This is a genomic window from Aeromicrobium sp. Root236 (assembly GCF_001428805.1).
Taxonomy (GTDB): Bacteria; Actinomycetota; Actinomycetes; order Propionibacteriales; family Nocardioidaceae; genus Aeromicrobium.
This window is the reverse complement of the sequence record NZ_LMIS01000001.1, coordinates 1,173,807-1,190,118: the sequence shown is the minus strand read 5'-3', so window position 1 is coordinate 1,190,118 and position 16,312 is coordinate 1,173,807. Positions and strand designations below refer to the sequence as shown.

Annotated in this window: 14 protein-coding genes; 10 read left to right on the top strand and 4 right to left on the bottom strand. The window is 69.7% G+C overall.

The genetic code is table 11. From position 1 onward, the window contains the following. Nucleotides 1-15 precede the first annotated feature (15 nt). Together ASE12_RS05930 and ASE12_RS05925 are read left to right on the top strand one after the other, a co-directional pair. Nucleotides 16-537 carry a helix-turn-helix domain-containing protein gene (locus ASE12_RS05930; RefSeq protein WP_056398168.1) on the top strand — a complete coding sequence of 174 codons (522 nt, stop codon included), beginning with the start codon at nt 16-18 and terminating at the stop codon, nt 535-537. 8 nt (nt 538-545) lie between these two features. After that, nucleotides 546-1,811: an MFS transporter gene (locus ASE12_RS05925; protein ID WP_056398165.1), complete on the top strand. Its 1,266-nt coding sequence runs from the start codon at nt 546-548 to the stop codon at nt 1,809-1,811. Here the strand turns inward: ASE12_RS05925 and ASE12_RS05920 are convergent. Both ASE12_RS05920 and ASE12_RS05915 read right to left on the bottom strand, forming a co-directional pair. After that, nucleotides 1,759-1,983: a DUF6458 family protein gene (locus tag ASE12_RS05920; RefSeq protein WP_369797165.1), complete on the bottom strand. Its 225-nt coding sequence runs from the start codon at nt 1,981-1,983 to the stop codon at nt 1,759-1,761. The genes ASE12_RS05925 and ASE12_RS05920 overlap by 53 nt on opposite strands. 46 nt (nt 1,984-2,029) lie before the next feature. Next, nucleotides 2,030-3,061: a LacI family DNA-binding transcriptional regulator gene (locus ASE12_RS05915; protein WP_082582110.1), complete on the bottom strand. Its 1,032-nt coding sequence runs from the start codon at nt 3,059-3,061 to the stop codon at nt 2,030-2,032. Between the two features lie 95 nt (nt 3,062-3,156). On the opposite strand from ASE12_RS05915, the gene ASE12_RS05910 reads away from it, so the two are divergent. The 8 genes from ASE12_RS05910 (at nt 3,157) to treY (ending at nt 14,499) form a co-directional block, all read left to right on the top strand. Beyond that, a complete protein-coding gene (locus tag ASE12_RS05910; protein WP_235508848.1) occupies nt 3,157-4,242 on the top strand; it encodes a substrate-binding domain-containing protein in 1,086 nt (361 codons plus the stop codon). A 75-nt stretch (nt 4,243-4,317) separates the two neighbouring features. After that, a complete protein-coding gene (locus ASE12_RS05905; RefSeq protein WP_082582108.1) occupies nt 4,318-5,370 on the top strand; it encodes an ABC transporter permease in 1,053 nt (350 codons plus the stop codon). After that, a complete protein-coding gene (locus tag ASE12_RS05900; protein WP_056398159.1) occupies nt 5,367-6,128 on the top strand; it encodes an ATP-binding cassette domain-containing protein in 762 nt (253 codons plus the stop codon). Before ASE12_RS05905 ends, ASE12_RS05900 begins: the two co-directional genes overlap by 4 nt. Further along, the gene (locus ASE12_RS05895; protein ID WP_056398158.1) at nt 6,125-7,048 is read left to right on the top strand and encodes a carbohydrate kinase; all 924 of its coding nucleotides are present in this window, start codon (nt 6,125-6,127) and stop codon (nt 7,046-7,048) included. Before ASE12_RS05900 ends, ASE12_RS05895 begins: the two co-directional genes overlap by 4 nt. An 87-nt stretch (nt 7,049-7,135) precedes the next feature. Continuing rightward, complete coding sequence (locus ASE12_RS05890) at nt 7,136-7,915, top strand: enoyl-CoA hydratase/isomerase family protein (RefSeq protein WP_056398156.1); 780 nt, start codon at nt 7,136-7,138, stop codon at nt 7,913-7,915. Between the two features lie 232 nt (nt 7,916-8,147). After that, entirely contained in the window at nt 8,148-10,103 is a 1,956-nt protein-coding gene (malQ, locus tag ASE12_RS05885; protein WP_157412825.1) for a 4-alpha-glucanotransferase, read from the top strand. Then, nucleotides 10,100-12,238, top strand: coding sequence for a glycogen debranching protein GlgX (gene glgX / locus ASE12_RS05880; RefSeq protein WP_082582107.1), 2,139 nt, complete (start codon nt 10,100-10,102; stop codon nt 12,236-12,238). The genes malQ and glgX overlap by 4 nt, the downstream gene beginning before the upstream one ends. Further along, nucleotides 12,235-14,499: a malto-oligosyltrehalose synthase gene (gene treY / locus ASE12_RS05875; protein ID WP_056398152.1), complete on the top strand. Its 2,265-nt coding sequence runs from the start codon at nt 12,235-12,237 to the stop codon at nt 14,497-14,499. Before glgX ends, treY begins: the two co-directional genes overlap by 4 nt. Here the strand turns inward: treY and ASE12_RS05870 are convergent. Further along, the gene (locus tag ASE12_RS05870) at nt 14,492-15,337 is read right to left on the bottom strand and encodes a carbohydrate ABC transporter permease (RefSeq protein ID WP_056398149.1); all 846 of its coding nucleotides are present in this window, start codon (nt 15,335-15,337) and stop codon (nt 14,492-14,494) included. The genes treY and ASE12_RS05870 overlap by 8 nt on opposite strands. Continuing rightward, nucleotides 15,334-16,311: a carbohydrate ABC transporter permease gene (locus tag ASE12_RS20000; protein ID WP_200954969.1), complete on the bottom strand. Its 978-nt coding sequence runs from the start codon at nt 16,309-16,311 to the stop codon at nt 15,334-15,336. The genes ASE12_RS05870 and ASE12_RS20000 overlap by 4 nt, the downstream gene beginning before the upstream one ends. Between the last annotated feature and the right edge of the window lies 1 nt (nt 16,312).

Genomic DNA, 16,312 nt, shown 5'->3' with positions numbered 1-16,312 from the left:
TGTACGGTTGGGGACATGAGCCTCACCAACAAGGTCGTCGAGGACCTCGACACGCTCAAGGCGGTCTCGCACCCGCTCCGGATGCAGCTGCTGGGTGCGCTGCGCCGCCTGGGTCCCTCGACCGCTTCGGAGCTGGCCCGCGAGCTCGGCGAGTCGAGCGGGTCGACGTCCTACCACCTGCGGCAGCTCGAGCGGTTCGGCTTCGTCAGCGACGCCGACGAGCAGCCGTCCGGCCGGGAGCGCCGCTGGAAGTCGCTGTACGACCTCACGACGTACCCGGCGACGCTTGCGAGCCTCGACGGCGGCCGGGAGTACCTCGACGTCGTGCGACGGCGCCAGGAGGAGCACCTGCGTGAGGACCTCGAGCGGTGGACCGAGCACCGGCCCGGCGTCGGCATGAGCGACTACGCGCTGTCGCTCGATCCCGAGGACCTCGAGGCGCTGGAGCAGGACATCCTCGCCGTCGTGCAGCGCTACGCGGACAAGCAGGGGTCCGAACGGGTGACGCTGCACGCGCTGATCCTGCCGCGGGCATGACGAGCCGCATGACCCTGCGCAACCGGTTCTGGCTGCTGACGGCGCTGCGCTGGCTGCCGACCGGCTTCATCGTGCCCGTCGTCGCGCTGCTGCCGCTCGAGCGCGGCCTCTCGATCGCCGAGTACGGCCGGGTCGCCGCGGTCCAGGGCATCGTCGTGCTGCTGCTCGAGCTGCCGACCGGGGGATTCACCGACGCGTTGGGTCGCAAGCCCGTGTTCCTCGCTTCTGCGGTCGTCGCTGTGGCGTCGTACGTGACGTCCTCGCTCGCACACTCGGTGCTGGCATTCGCTCTGGCGTACGGCCTGGCCGGCACGTTCCGGGCGCTCGACAGCGGGCCGCTCAACTCGTGGTTCGTCGACGCGGTGCACGACGACGAGACGATCGACGAGCCGGCCGCCGTGGTCGCTCGGGGCCTGTCGGGCTATGCCAGTGTCCTCGGCATCTCGATCGCCACGGGTGCCGTGCTGTCAGGCGCGGTCATCGCCTGGCTGCCGGTCGACCGGGAGGCGGCACTCACGGCTCCGTTCGTCATCGCGGCGGCTCTCGGTTGCGTGCAGATCGTCGCGGCCGCGCTGCTGATGCACGAGGACCGCTCGGACCGGCGCGGCGGCGTGCTGGACTCGGTGCGGGCCACCCCGACGACGATCCTTGCCGGGCTGCGGCTCATGTGGGGCTCTCGGGTGCTCCGGGCGCTCGTGGCGGTCGAGCTGTTCTGGGGCTTCGGCATCGTCGCGTTCGAGTCGTTCATGCCGATCAGGCTCTCCGAGCTGTTCGACGATCGTGACCTGACGGCGTCGGTCATGGGTCCCGTGACGGCAGCGGCTTGGGGCGTGTCCGCCCTCGGTGCGGCGGCGGTGCCGTTCCTCGTCCGCCGGTGGACCATGACGCAGGTCTCCGTCGCGTTGCGGATCCTCCAGGGCGCCACCGTCGTGGCGATGGGGCTCGCCGGCGGACCGGCGGCCTTGATCGTCGGGTTCTTCGCGACGTACGCGGTGCACTCCGCCGCCGGGGCGATCTACGAGACGCTGCTGCACGAGCAGGTCAGCAACCGCAACCGGGCGACGGCGCTGTCCCTCGCCTCCATGGCGTTCCAGTCGTCGGCGGCGGTCGGCGCCATCACGTTGGGCGCGATCGCGTCCGGATTCTCCACCGGCACCTCGATGATGGTCGGTGGTGTCGTGCTCGCGCTCGCCGCTCCGCTGTTCCTCGTGCGCGACCCGGTCAGCGCGGCGGCGGCAGGTCGTCGCGGCGACCCTGGGTTCGCTGACCGTTGATGATCAGGCTGACGACGATGCCGAGCGCGCCGGCCGCCATGAGGATGTAGCCCACCGTCGTGAGCTCGACCTCCTGGATGTTGTCCTGCACCGCGAATGCCAGGATCGCGCCGAGGGCGAGAAGGAAGATGGATCCACCGATGTACATGGGACGCCTTTCGTCGGGGGTCAACCTTTCGACGGTAACGCCGCTCGTACGCCCCCGCACTTCGTGAGCGTCACGGTGGTGGGATCTCGCCGGAGCCGCGTACGAGGAACGAGGTGGGCACGACGATCTGCTCCACGGGACCGGTGTCCCCGCCGATCCGGGCCAGGAGGCGCTCGGCCGCCATCTTGCCGATGAGGTGCGGGTCCTGGGCGATGACCGTGATCGCGGGGGAGACGAGGTCGCCGAGGGAGATGTCGTCGAAGCCGACGACCGCGATCTCGTGCTCCAGGCCGAGACTGCGCAGCGCGCGCACGACCCCGATCGTCACGAGGTTCTGGGCGGCGAAGATCGCCGTCGGGGCCGGGCTCGCCTGCAGCATCGCGCGGGTCGCGGTCTCGGCGAGGTACTCGTTGGAGAGGTCCGGGATGATGTGCGTCGCCGCCCGTGCCGCCCAGCACGCCTCGCGATAGCCCTCGAGGCGCATGCGGGCCGTCGGCAGGAACTGCCGGTCGCCCATGAACGCGATGTGCCGGTGCCCGTACGAGATGAGGTGCTCGGTGGCCAGCCGGGCACCGCTCTGGTTGTCGACCACGACGCTGTCGGTGTCGAGCCCGTCGACGCCGCGGTCGACGAGCACGACCGGCATGCCGGCATCCATCTCGCGCTGCAGGGCGGTCGGATCGGGACCCGCAGGCATCACGATCAGGCCGTCGACCTGGTAGGACCCCATCGTCGGCACGAGCTCGCGCTCCCGGTCGGGGTCCTCGTCGAGGCTCGCCGAGAGCACCGCGAATCCTGCGGCGCCGGCGGCATCCTCGACGCCGCGGTGCACCTGGGCGTCAAACGGGTTGGAGACGTCGCCGAGCAGCAGCCCGATGCTCAGGGTGCGGCGGTCGGCCCGGCGCAGCGAGCCGGCGCTCACGTCACGCCGGTAGGCGAGTCGTTCGACGGCGGCTCGTACGCGGGCAGCGGTGGCCTCGCCGACGTAGCCCTCCCCGTTGACGACCCGGGAGACGGTCTTGATGCCGACGCCGGCTTCGCGGGCGACGTCCTTCATCGTCGGCCGCTGCCGAGGCGCTGGTTTGGGTGACAACGGTGTCATGAGACACAGCCTAGCCCTTGACGCGTGATTCTGTGTGAGGTAGAACACTTTATGACAACGATGTCAGACGGTCTGGCGTTGTGAGAGGAATCATCGTGAAAACACCATCTGTCTCCCGACGCCGCTTCGCGGCCGCCGCGACTGCGGTCCTGGCATCCACGCTGATGCTCGCGGCGTGCGGCTCCGGCTCCGACTCCGGCTCCGGTGGTTCGGGCGACGTCGGCGTCTCCCTCATCGTCAAGACGACCAGCAACCCGTTCTTCGTCGCGATGGAGAACGGCGCCAAGAAGGCCGCGAAGGCCAACGGCGTCGACCTCAAGCTCGCGGCCGGTAAGACCGACGGCGACGAGGACACCCAGATCCAGGCGATCGAGAACGCGATCTCGCTCGGCCAGAAGGGCATCCTCATCACCCCCAACGGCCCCGGTGTCGTCGACGCGATCCAGAAGGCGCGTGACGCCGGGCTCTTCGTCATCGCCCTCGACACCCCGCCCGACCCTGCGGACGCGGTCGACATCACGTTCGCGACCGACAACTTCAAGGCCGGCGAGGCGATCGGCTCCTGGACCGCCAAGAAGCTCGACGGCAAGAAGGCCGTCATCGCGATGCTCGACCTGTTCAACGACAAGGTCGTCTCGGTTGACTACAACCGCGACCAGGGCTTCCTCACCGGCATGGGCATCCCGACCAAGGACAAGAAGAAGAACGCCGACGAGGCCAAGTCCGGCTCCTACAGCGGCGGCGACTACCAGATCGTCTGCAACGAGGCGACCAACGGCGCCGAGGACGGCGGCACCACCGCGATGGAGACGTGCCTGTCGAAGAACCCCGACATCAACGTGGTCTACACGATCAACGAGCCCGCCGCCTACGGCGCGTACCAGGCCCTGAAGAGTGCGGGCAAGGAGAAGGGCGTCACGATCGTCTCGATCGACGGTGGATGCGCCGGAATCGGCTACGTGAAGGACGGGATCATCGGGGCGACCGCTCAGCAGTACCCGCTCGAGATGGCGGCCAAGGGCGTCGAGGCGATCGCCAAGCTCGCCAAGGACGGCACGAAGCCGAAGACCAGCCCCGGTCTCGACTTCTTCGACACGGGCGTCAAGCTCGTGACCGACGAGCCGCAGGACGGCGTCGAGAGCGTCGACACCACGGCCGGCAAGTCCACCTGCTGGGGCTGAGCGCACGACGGCGGGGTGTCCTCACGGGCACCCCGCCGCTCCCGCCCCCGACCCAGATCGAGAGGACCACCCGCCATGACCCACCAACCCGAAGACACCGCGCTCGTCGACCACCCGCTCGAGGTGCTGACCGACGCCGGCCTGACCCGCCCGCCGAGCCCGCTCGACCGGCTGCGCACCCTGCTGCATCGCTATCCGGCGCTGAGCCCGGCCGTCGTGCTGATCATCTCGATGATCGCGTTCGGCCTCCTCAACGACCGATTCCTCAGCAGCGCCAACCTTTCGCTCGTCGTGCAGCAGGTCGCCGTCATCGGCGCGCTCGCGATCGGGCAGACCCTCATCGTGCTGACCGCCGGCATCGACCTGTCCGTCGGCGCCGCGATGATCCTGTCGACGCTCGTCGCGGCCGGTGTCGCGACTGACCACGGCTGGCCCGGGCCGCTCGCCCTGTTCGCTGCCCTCGTCATCGGCGTGGCGACCGGTGTCATCAACGGCGTCCTCGTCACGCGGCTCAACCTGCCGCCGTTCATCGTCACGCTCGGCACCTTCAACGTGTTCACCGCCGTTGCGCTGCTCTACTCCGACGGCGCCACGGTCCGGGGCATCGAGATGCCTGAGCTGCTGACCTGGACCGGCAAGTCGTTCGACGTCGCCGGTGCCCAGATCACGTACGGCGTGGTGCTGATGATCCTGATGTACGTCGGGATGGCGTTCGCCTTGAGCCAGACGACGTGGGGCCGTCACGTGTACGCCGTCGGCGACGATGCGGAGTCGGCTCGCCTGAGCGGCATCCACGTCACGCGCGTCATTCTCAGCGTCTACGTCACCGCCGGCGCGTTGTTCGCCGCGGCCGGCTGGATCCTCATGGGCCGGGTCAACGCCGCGAGCCCCAACGCCGGCGTCGACGCCAACCTCGACTCGATCACCGCCGTGGTGATCGGCGGCACGAGCCTCTTCGGCGGTCGCGGCGCGCTCTGGGGCAGCCTGATCGGCGCCCTGATCGTCGGCGTCTTCCGCAACGGGCTGAGCCTCGCCGGCTACGACCCGCTCTACCAAACGCTCGCTGTCGGTGTCCTCGTCATCGTCGCGGTCTCCGTCGACCAGTGGATCAGGAAGGTACGCGCATGAGCACGCCAGTTCTGGAGGCTCGCGGCCTCGTCAAGACGTTCGGGCACGTCGTCGGCCTGGCCGGTGTCGACCTCGAGCTGCACGCCGGCGAGGTGCTGGCGATCATCGGCGACAACGGCGCCGGCAAGTCGACGCTGATCAAGTGCCTGTCGGGCGCCTACACGCCTGACGCCGGCCAGATCCTCGTCGAGGGCAAGCCGGTCGAGTTCCACCGACCCGACGACGCCCGCAAGGCCGGGATCGAGACGGTCTACCAGAACCTCGCCGTGTCGCCGGCGCTCGACATCGCGAGCAACCTGTTCCTGGGTCGCGAGCAGCGGCTGCCGGGCGTACGCGGGTCGGTGTTCCGGATGCTCGACAAGAAGGGCATGCGCGACCGCGCCAAGCAGCAGGTCGAGGACCTCGGCATCACGACGCTGCAGTCCATGACCCAGGCCGTCGAGAACCTCTCGGGTGGCCAGCGGCAGGCCGTCGCGGTCGCCCGCGCGGCGGCGTTCGGCTCCAAGGTCGTGATCCTGGACGAGCCGACGGCGGCGCTGGGCGTACGCGAGTCGGCCCAGGTCCTGCAGCTCGTGCGCGACCTGCGCGACCAGGGCATGCCGGTGATCCTCATCAGCCACGACATGCCCCAGGTGTTCGACGTCGCCGACCGCATCCAGATCCAGCGGCTCGGGCGGCGTGCGGCGGTCATCACGCCCAAGACGCACACGCCGCAGGAGGCAGTGGCGATCATGACCGGCGCCATGGTCGTCACGTGATCCTGGTCGTGGGGGAGTCGCTCGTCGACATCGTGGTGCGGTCGGACGGCCGGCGGAGCGAGCATCCCGGGGGCAGCCCGGCGAACGTCGCGGTCGGCCTGGGTCGCCTGGGCCATCCGGTCATGCTCGCCACGAGCCTCGGCGACGACGAGCGCGGACGCGTGGTCCGCGCAGCCCTCGAGCGGAGCGACGTCAGGCTCGCGCCCTTGAGCGTGGGTCCGGGTCCCACGTCGACGGCGACGGCTTGGCTCGACGCCCGCGGCGCCGCGCGGTACGACTTCGACATCGCGTGGGACCCGGACGGCCTGGAATCGCTGCCGATCGGGCCGCTCGTGCACACCGGGTCGATCGCAGCGTGCCTCGGACCGGGCGCCGACGCGGTCGAGGAGCTCGTCAAGCGAGCGTCCGAGACGGCCCTCGTCACGTTCGACCCCAACATCCGGCCGCGGTTGCTCGACGACCGTGACGCCGTGATCGACCGCCTGACCCGGCTCGTGGCGTCGTGCGGAGTGGTGAAGGTCAGCGACGAGGATCTCGACTGGCTCTACCCGGGCATCGCGCCCACTGTCGTGGCGCGCCGTTGGATCGGCCTCGGGGCCGGCCTGGTGGTCATCACGGCGGGTGCTCGCGGCTCGTTCGCGGTGCACTCGGCGGGCGAGGTGCACGTGGCCTCGTCGACGACGCCGGTCATCGACACCGTGGGCGCCGGCGACTCCTACATGTCAGGGCTCATCGACGCCATGGTGACGACGGGTCTGGTCGCCTCGGACACCGCAGACCCGGCGGCGGGTGTCCGGGGACTGTCGCTGTCGGACCTGCGCTCGTACATGCACCACGCCAACATCTCGGCGGCGATCACCGTCGGGCGTGCCGGTGCCGAACCGCCGACGCGCGAGGAGCTGCCGCCGATCGCGTCCTGACGTTCGGGGTGGTCGGGCCCGCCGTCGTCGCTGTCCTATGCTCGTCGCGATGGCGGGACGACCGCCGACGACGCGGCTGGAGGCACGATGGGTGAGTTCGTACGACTCGAGGTCAGCGACGGGGTGGGCACGATCCGGCTCGACCGGCCCAAGATGAACGCCCTGGACGCGCAGATGCAGCGAGAGATCATCGAGGCGTGCGACGAGGCTGATGGCCGCGACGACGTCGCCGCGGTCGTCGTCTACGGCGGCGAGCGGGCCTTCGCGGCCGGTGCCGACATCAAGGAGATGGCCGCGATGTCCTACCAGGACATCAGCCGGCACGCCCACCTGCTGCAGGCATTCACCCGGTCGCTCGCCGCGCTCGGCAAGCCCACGATCTCGGCGATCACGGGCTTCGCGCTCGGCGGCGGCTGCGAGGTGGCGCTGGCGACCGACGTACGTTTTGCCGCCGACAACGCCAAGCTCGGGCAGCCCGAGATCCTGCTCGGCATCATCCCCGGCGCGGGTGGCACGCAGCGGCTGGCCCGCCTCGTCGGCCCCGCCAAGGCCAAGGACCTGATCTACACCGGCCGCTTCGTGGACGCCCATGAGGCGCTGGCGATCGGCCTCGTCGACCAGCTGCACCCCGCTGACGAGGTCTACCTCAAGTCGGTCGAGTGGGCCTCGCAGTTCGTCGGCGGTCCCGCGCTCGCACTGCGCGCGGCCAAGAGCGCCGTCGACCGCGGCCTCGAGGTCGACCTGCAGACGGGCCTGGAGATCGAGCGCTCGGAGTTCGCCGCGCTGTGGGCGACCGACGACCAGTCCGCGGGCATGGACTCGTTCATCGAGAACGGGCCAGGCAAGGCAACCTTCAGCGGGAGCTGAGAATTGGGCAGAGCCAGCGGCAGCTGAGATTGGGCAGAGCCAGCGGGCGCTGAGCGGTTCGACCCGCTCGAACGGGGTACCCGCACGTCCATGCGCACGTCTCTGCTCCTCGCCCGCATGCTCGCCGCACGCGGCTTGGCGATCTTCGACCCGCCGCGCCAGCTGCGCGCCCGGGCGGCGTACGTGACCACCGGTTTGGAAAGCCGCCCCGGCACCGGGGATGCTGGACCGCATGGCCGCGACCGACGACTCTGACGCGCTGAGCCGGCTCGCCGCCGCCCACGGCGTCGCCATGACCTACGAGGGCTCGGACCGTGAGCTCGTCACGGTCGACGACGAGATCGTGGTCGCCGTGCTGGCCCGCTTGGACGTCGACGCCGGCAGCGCCGAGTCGATCGAGCGGGAGCTCGCGCTCGTCGAGGTCGAACGTGCCCGTCGGCCGCTGCCCGCGACGATCGCCGTCACGCAGGGGACGACGCGCGAGGTCGGCGTCTCGGGCCGGCTGCTGCTCGAGGACGGGTCGACGCTCGACGTCGAGGGTGAGCTGCCCGAGGACCTGCCGCTCGGCTGGCACCGCCTGACCGCCGGCGACCAGGAGATCACCGTCGTCGTCGCGCCGCCCCGCATGCCCGAGGTGCCGCGCACCTGGGGCTGGATGCTGCAGCTGTACGCCCTGCGGTCCGCCCAGTCGTGGGGGATGGGTGACTACGGCGACCTTGCCGAGATGGCCCGCCGCGCCGGGTCCGAGCAGGGCGCCGGCGTGCTCCTCGTCAACCCGGTGCAGGCGTTCATGCCGTCGCACCCGCTGGAGCGCTCGCCCTACTCCCCGGCGAGCCGGCGCTTCGCCAACCCGCTCTACCTCCGGGTGACCGACACCGCAGCGTTCGCGGCCGCCGACGACAGGACGCGCGAGGACGTGCTCGCGCTGCTGCCCGCCCAGGGGACTGAGCTGGTCGACTACGACGCCGTCTGGGCAGCCAAGCTGGCCGCGCTCGAGCTGCTCTGGGTCCACGCCGGCAAGATCGACCGGAACGACCCCGACCTCGACGCGTACGCGACGTTCGCCGCGCTCGCGGAGCTGCACGGCGCGGACTGGCGCGAGTGGCCCGAGGAGCTTCGCGATCCCGCGGGCGACGCCGTGGCCGAGGCCCGGACGCCCTTGGCGTCCCGCATCGACTTCCATGCCTGGCTCCAGGTGCTCTGCCGCGAACAGCTCGACGCCGCCCGGGTCGCCGCGCACGACGCCGGCATGTCCGTCGGCATCGTCCACGACCTCCCGGTCGGGGTGCATCCCGGCGGCGCCGACGCGTGGGCACTGCAGGACACGTTCGCCTCCGACGTACGCGTCGGGTGTCCCGCCGACGCGTTCAACCCGCTCGGCCAGGACTGGGGCCTGCCGCCGTGGCGGCCCGACAAGCTCGCCGAGTCCGGCTACGCGCCGTTCCGCGACGTCATCCGCAGCGTCCTGCGGCATGGCGACGGCATCCGCATCGACCACATCGCGGGCCTGTGGCGCCTGTGGTGGATCCCGCCGGGCGAGCCCGCGCACCGCGGGACGTACGTGCACTACGACTCCGACGTCATGCTCGCAGTGCTGACGCTCGAGGCACATCGCGTCGGTGCGATCGTCGTCGGCGAGGACCTCGGCACGGTCGAGGAGGTCGTCACCGAGACGATGCACGAACGCGGCATCCTGAGCTCGGCGGTGCTGTGGTTCGAGCGCGACTGGGACGTGCCAGGGCAGCCGCACGTGCCGCCGCAGGACTGGGAGCCCGAGACGATGGCGAGCATCAGCACCCACGACCTGCCGACGGTCAGCGGGTGGCTGCAGGACGAGCGCATCCGCGTCCAGGCCGACCTCGGCCTGCTCGACGGACCGGCCGACAAGGCGTACGCCCAAGCCGCGGCCGACCGTGAGGCCCTGTTCGACCTGCTGAAGGCCGAGGGCATCCCGGCCGACGACCCGGTGGTGGCGCTGCACGCGGTCATCGCCAAGGCGGCGTCGAGGCTCGTGCTCAGCTCGCCAGCGGACGCCGTCGGACAGGTGCAGCAGCCCAACCTGCCGGGCACGGTCGACGAGTATCCCAACTGGCGCATCCCACTTCCCGTCACGCTCGACGCGTTCTTTTCCGATGAACGGGTACACGCGGCCGTGGCCCCGCTCCGTGCGGCCCGGCCCGCATCATGACCGACATCGACGAGGGGAAGTCCGTGCAGCCTTGGCCAGGCAGGTCCTATCCGTTGGGCGCGACGTTCGACGGCACCGGCACTAACTTCGCGCTGTTCTCGGAGGCAGCCGACCACGTCGAGCTGTGCCTGTTCGACGAGGAAGGCACCGAGACGCGCGTGCGGCTTGAGGAGGTCGACGGGTTCGTCCACCACGGCTTCCTGCTCGGCGTGGGTCCCGGTCAGCGCTACGGCTACCGCGTGCACGGCCCGTACGACCCCGCCAACGGCTTGCGCTGCAACCCCAACAAGCTGTTGATCGACCCGTACGCCAAGGCGATCGGCGGCGAGCTCGACTGGAACCCGGCCCTGTTCGCGTACGACCTGGACAACCCGGATGAGCGCAACGACGACGACTCGGCCGGCCACGTGCCGTACTCCCTGGTGGTCAACCCGTTCTTCGACTGGGCCAACGACCGGCAGCCTCGTACGCCCTACAACGAGACCGTGATCTACGAGGCGCACGTCAAGGGCCTGACGCAGACCCACCCGCACGTCCCCGAGAGCCTCCGCGGGACCTACGCCGGCATCGCGCACCCAGCGATCGTCGCGCACCTGAAGTCGCTCGGCGTCACGGCGATCGAGCTGTTGCCGGTGCATCAGTTCATCACCGACCACTACCTGTCCGAGAAGGGCCTCACCAACTACTGGGGCTACAACACGATCGGGTTCTTCGCGCCCCACGACGCGTACGCCTCGCGACCCGGCCGGCAAGTCGAGGAGTTCAAGGGCATGGTGCGGGCGCTGCACGAGGCCGACATCGAGGTCATCCTCGACGTCGTCTACAACCACACCGCCGAGGGCAACCACCTCGGGCCGACGCTGTCGATGCGCGGCATCGACAACTGCGCCTACTACCGCCTCGTCGAGGACGACGAGCGGCACTACATGGACTACACCGGCACCGGCAACTCGCTCAACGTCCGCAGCCCGCAGACGCTGCAGCTCATCATGGACTCGCTTCGCTACTGGGTCACCGAGATGCACGTCGACGGCTTCCGCTTCGACCTCGCGGCGACGCTCGCCCGCGAGTTCTACGACGTCGACAAGCTCGCGACGTTCTTCGAGCTCGTGCAGCAGGATCCCGTCGTCAGCCAGGTCAAGCTCATCGCCGAGCCGTGGGACGTCGGTCCGGGCGGCTACCAGGTCGGCGGGTTCCCGCCGCAGTGGACCGAGTGGAACGGGCTCTACCGCGACACGGTCCGCGACTTCTGGCGCGGCGAGCCGGCGACCCTCGGCGAGTTCGCGTCACGCATCACCGGGTCGTCCGACCTCTACCAGGACAACGGCCGGCGTCCGTACGCCTCGATCAACTTCGTGACGGCGCATGACGGGTTCACCCTGACGGACCTGGTGTCCTACAACGACAAGCACAACGAGGCGAACGGCGAGGAGGGTCGCGACGGCGCGGACGACAACCGCTCGTGGAACTGCGGCGTCGAGGGGCCGACCGACGACGCCGAGGTGATGGAGCTGCGACACCGTCAACGCCGCAACCTGCTGGCCACGATGCTGCTGTCGCAGGGCGTGCCCATGGTGCTGCACGGCGACGAGCTCGGCCGCACGCAGGGCGGCAACAACAACGCGTACTGCCAGGACAACGAGATCGCGTGGGTCGACTGGAGCCTCGAGGAGGCCGAGACCGACCTGCTGGACTTCACCGCGTCGCTGACCGCGTTCCGTCGGCGGCACCCGGTGTTCCGTCGTCGCCGCTTCTTCCAGGGCAAGCCGATCCGCAAGGCCGATGAGCTGCGCGACATCGCCTGGTTCACGCCGTCGGGCGAGGAGATGAAGGAGCAGAACTGGGACGACGCATTCGGCCGGTCGATCGCGGTGTTCCTCAACGGCGACGCGATCGCAGACCGCGACGTGCGCGGCATGCGGATCACCGACGACTCGTTCCTGCTGGCGTTCAACGCGCACCACGAGGACATCGAGTTCACGCTGCCCGACGGCGACTACGGAGCGACCTGGACCGTCGTCGTCGACACCGCGACGGGTGCGGTGGAGCAGCCCGGAGGCGACATGTTCGACTCCGGTGCCGCGCTCGACGTGCCCGCCCGTTCGCTGGTCGTCCTGCAGCGGGTGGCGGCATGACGGCGCCGACCTCCACCTATCGACTGCAGCTGCGGCCCGGCTTCGACTTCACGGACGCGCGAGCCGTCGTCGACTACCTGCGCGACCTCGGCGTCGGCGCGGTCTATGTCTCGCCGGTCCTGGAGGCGACGCCCGGCTCGACCCACGGCTACGACGTCACCGACCCGACCCGCCTGCGCGAGGAGCTGGGCGGCGAGGACGGCTTCCGTTCGCTCACGGCAGCGGCTCGCGAGGCTGGCCTGGGCGTCGTCGTCGACATCGTGCCCAACCACATGTCAGTCGAAGTGCCCTCGGCCAACCCCTGGTGGCACAGCGTGCTGCGCGAGGGCGAGGCGTCGGCGTACGCGCGTCATTTCGACATCGACTGGTCACGCGGTCGCGTGCTGGTGCCGGTGCTGGGTTCGGCCGACGACCTCGCGAAGCTCACAGTCGAGGGCGACGAGCTGGTCTACTTCGATCACCGCTTCCCGATCGCCCCGGGCACGGGTGATGGGTCGCCGCAGGAGGTCCACGACCGGCAGCACTACGAGCTGGTCGACTGGCGCCGCGGCAACACCGAGCTCAACTATCGCCGGTTCTTCGACATCACGACCTTGGCGGCGGTGACGGTCGAGCGGCCCGAGGTGTTCGACGACACCCACCGCGAGATCCTCACCTGGGTCAACGCCGAGGAGGTCACCGGCCTGAGGGTCGACCACCCCGACGGACTCGCCGACCCCGGGGCGTACGTCCAACGGCTGCGCGACGGAGCGCCCCACGCGTGGATCGTCATCGAGAAGATCCTGCACCCCGGCGAGCACCTGCCGGAGAGCTGGCCGGTGGAGGGCACCACGGGCTACGACGCGATGCGCGAGACGTTCGGCGTGCTGCTCGATCCGGCAGGAGAGGCCGCGTTCACCAAGCTCGGCGTCCGCACGGACTACGCCGCGGTCGAGGAGGAGGCGCGCCGGCTCGTCACCGACCAGATCCTCGTCGCCGAGGTCCGGCGGATCGCAGCGCTTGTCGAGGGCGTCGAGGTCGAGGCCGCGCGTGCAGCCGTCGCCGAGTCGATGATCGCGTTCGGCGTCTACCGGTCCTACCTGCCCGAGGTCGGGTCGACCTGGACCGACGCGATCGAGCGGGCCCGTTCCCGCCGGCCCGACCTCGAGGCGGCGCTGACGGCGCTCGACCAGCAGGTGCGTGCCGACCCTCAGGGCGAGCTCGCCACCCGCATCCAGCAGACCTCCGGCATGGTCGTCGCCAAGGGCACCGAGGACACCACGTTCTACCGGTTCACCCGCTTCGCGGCGCTCAACGAGGTCGGCGGCTCGCCCGAGGTGTGGGGCATCGGCGTCGACGAGCTCCACCGGCTCSCCGCCGAGCGCGACGCCGGCCAGCCCGCGACCATGACCGCCCTGACGACTCACGACACCAAGCGCTCGGAGGACACCCGCGCGCGCATGGCCGTGCTGGCCGAGGTCGCGGACGAGTTCGCCGACGCCGTCACGGCGTGGACCGAGCGCTGCGGCATCGACGAGCCGTCGCTCAACCTGCTCGCCTGGCAGACGCTCGTCGGTGCGTGGCCGATCAGCGACGAACGACTCGGCGACTACCTGCTGAAGGCCGCGCGCGAGTCCAAGCTCCGCACGACCTGGACCGAGCCCGATGACGAGTTCGAGCAGTCGGTCGCGACATGGCCCGCACGCGTACGCGACGAGCTCGGCGACGAGGTCGAGGCGTTCGTCCGCCGCATCGAGGCACCGGGCTGGTCCAACTCGTTGACCCAGAAGCTCGTGCAGCTCACGGCGCCCGGAGTGCCGGACGTCTATCAGGGCACCGAGCTCTGGGACTTCTCGCTCGTCGACCCGGACAACCGTCGGCCGGTCGACTACGGCCTGCGCCGCGAGATGCTCGCCCGGTTCGACGAGGGGCTCGTGCCGGACCTGGACGTCTCGGGGGCGACCAAGCTGTTCGTCGTGCACCGCACGCTGACCCTTCGCCGCGATCGCCCGGACCTGTTCGAGGGCTATCGCGCTTTGACCGCCGAAGGCCCGGCCGCGGCGCACGCCCTGGCGTACGCGCGCAGCGAAGACCTCGTCATGGTCGGCACGCGGTTGCCTGTTGGCCTCGAGGCCGCCGGTGGCTGGGGCGACACGACTCTGACCCTCGAGGACGGCGAGTGGACCGACGTCATCACCGGTTCGTCGCTCGGCGGGGGAACGGTTGAGGTCGCCGAGCTGCTGGCTCGCTATCCGGTCGCGCTGCTCGCCAGGCTCACTTGACCGCACCGCCGGTGATGCCGGAGATGATGCGCCGCTGCGCGACGACGAACACGACCAACAGCGGGATGCTCATCTGCACGACGTACGCGAAGATCAGGTTCCAGTTGTTGAGGTAGACCCCGGCGCTGGCGACCTGGAACAGGTTGAGCGGCAGTGTGTCCATGCGGCCGCCGACCACGAAGAACGCGAAGAACACGTCGTTCCAGATGTAGAGGCAGATCAGGATTGTCGCCGTGGCGAGGACGGGCCGAAGCAGCGGCAGGATGATCGTGAAGAAGATGCGGATGGGCCCGGCGCCGTCGACCCGGGCGGCTTCCTCGAGCTCGTGCGGGATCGTCCGGATGAACCCGGTGATGAAGAAGATCGCGGTCGACATGTAGATGCCGACGTACACGAGCACCATGCCGGCCAGCGTCCCGGCGAGGCTGATCTGGCGCAGCAGCAGGACCAGCGTGATGACCGCCGGCGGGATCACGATGCCGCTGATCGCGACGGCGTAGATCGACGACAGCCAGATGCTGCTGCGACGCGCGAGCACCCAGGACGCCATCGACCCGAACAGCAGCACGATGATGACGGCGGGCACCACGATCATGACGCTGCCGAGGAACGCGTCGATGACCCGGCCGTCGGTGAAGGCGTGGCGGTAGTTGCTGAAGAAGTGCCAGCCGTCCGACGGCAGCGCGAGCGACGGGTTGAGGGCGTCGCCCTGCGACTTGGCCGAGGTGACGACCACGAGCCACAGCGGGATGCCGATGACGACGGCGACGAGGACCAGCGCGGCGATCGGCTGGACCACCTTCTTGCGCGAGCGGTGGGTGACTGCGCGGGTGCTCACAGCACACGCTCCCTTCGGCGGAGCAGGATGATCGTGGGGAACGCCATGAGCGACACGACGATGACCAGCACGAGGCTCATCGTCGTGGCCTGGGCGAACAGGCCCTGCCCGAAGGTGCGATAGATGAAGATGTTGAGGATCTCGGTGGTCTGACCGGGCCCGCCACCGGTCGTGGCCTGCACGATGTCGAAGCTGTTCATCGACCCGAGCAGGGCCGTCGCGACGTTGAACGTCACGGCGGGGGCGAGGTAGGGGAGCTTGACCAGCCGGAACGTCTGCCAGCGGCCGGCGCCGTCGAGCCGGGCGGCCTCCAGCACGTCGCTGTTGATCGTCTTGAGGCCGGCGAGGTAGATCAGCATCGCGAGCCCCATCCACTTCCATGCGTGGATGATCGTCAGCCACAGCAGCGTGAGGTGGGTGTCGGACAGCCAGCCGTACGTCACGTCCTGCCCGGAGATGAACGACAGCGCGGCGTTGACGGATCCCTCCGGCTTGAGCAGCGCCTGGAAGACGTACCCGACGGCGAGCGCCGACATCAGAACCGGGATGAAGACCATCGTGCGGGCGAAGCGATTGATCTTGGTGTCGGCCTCGAGCAGCAGGGCCAGGCCGAGACCGAACAGGTTCTGGAAGATCGCGACCAGCACGGCGTAGATCAGGTTGATCTTGAGGTCGTTGAGCAGGACACCGTTGTTGAGGACGTTGTCGAAGTTGCGCAGCCCCACGAAGCTGATCTGGCTCTTGAAGCTCGACCAGTCGGTGAACGCGTACACCAGGTTGTAGACGCTCGGGATGAAGAAGAACACGACCATGACGGCGATGGCGGGCAGCAGGAACGCGGCGGGCTGGCCGGGCTTCTGCCGGTTCCTGCGGGACTTGCGGAGCTTGCGGGAGGTGCTGGGTGGTGCGCTGGCGCGCCCGGTGAAGGCGGGCGCGCCAGCGGTGTCGGCAGGCGTCCAAGTGTTCGCGGACATT

Excerpts from the sequence above, each read along its gene's own strand:
- ASE12_RS05930 (WP_056398168.1), top strand. The coding sequence starts at position 16 with ATGAGCCTCACCAACAAGGTCGTCGAGGACCTCGACACGCTCAAGGCG.
- ASE12_RS05925 (WP_056398165.1), top strand. The coding sequence starts at position 546 with ATGACCCTGCGCAACCGGTTCTGGCTGCTGACGGCGCTGCGCTGGCTG.
- ASE12_RS05915 (WP_082582110.1), bottom strand. The coding sequence starts at position 3,061 with ATGACACCGTTGTCACCCAAACCAGCGCCTCGGCAGCGGCCGACGATG.
- ASE12_RS05905 (WP_082582108.1), top strand. The coding sequence starts at position 4,318 with ATGACCCACCAACCCGAAGACACCGCGCTCGTCGACCACCCGCTCGAG.
- ASE12_RS05900 (WP_056398159.1), top strand. The coding sequence starts at position 5,367 with ATGAGCACGCCAGTTCTGGAGGCTCGCGGCCTCGTCAAGACGTTCGGG.
- ASE12_RS05890 (WP_056398156.1), top strand. The coding sequence starts at position 7,136 with ATGGGTGAGTTCGTACGACTCGAGGTCAGCGACGGGGTGGGCACGATC.
- malQ (WP_157412825.1), top strand. The coding sequence starts at position 8,148 with ATGGCCGCGACCGACGACTCTGACGCGCTGAGCCGGCTCGCCGCCGCC.
- glgX (WP_082582107.1), top strand. The coding sequence starts at position 10,100 with ATGACCGACATCGACGAGGGGAAGTCCGTGCAGCCTTGGCCAGGCAGG.
- ASE12_RS20000 (WP_200954969.1), bottom strand. The coding sequence starts at position 16,311 with ATGTCCGCGAACACTTGGACGCCTGCCGACACCGCTGGCGCGCCCGCC.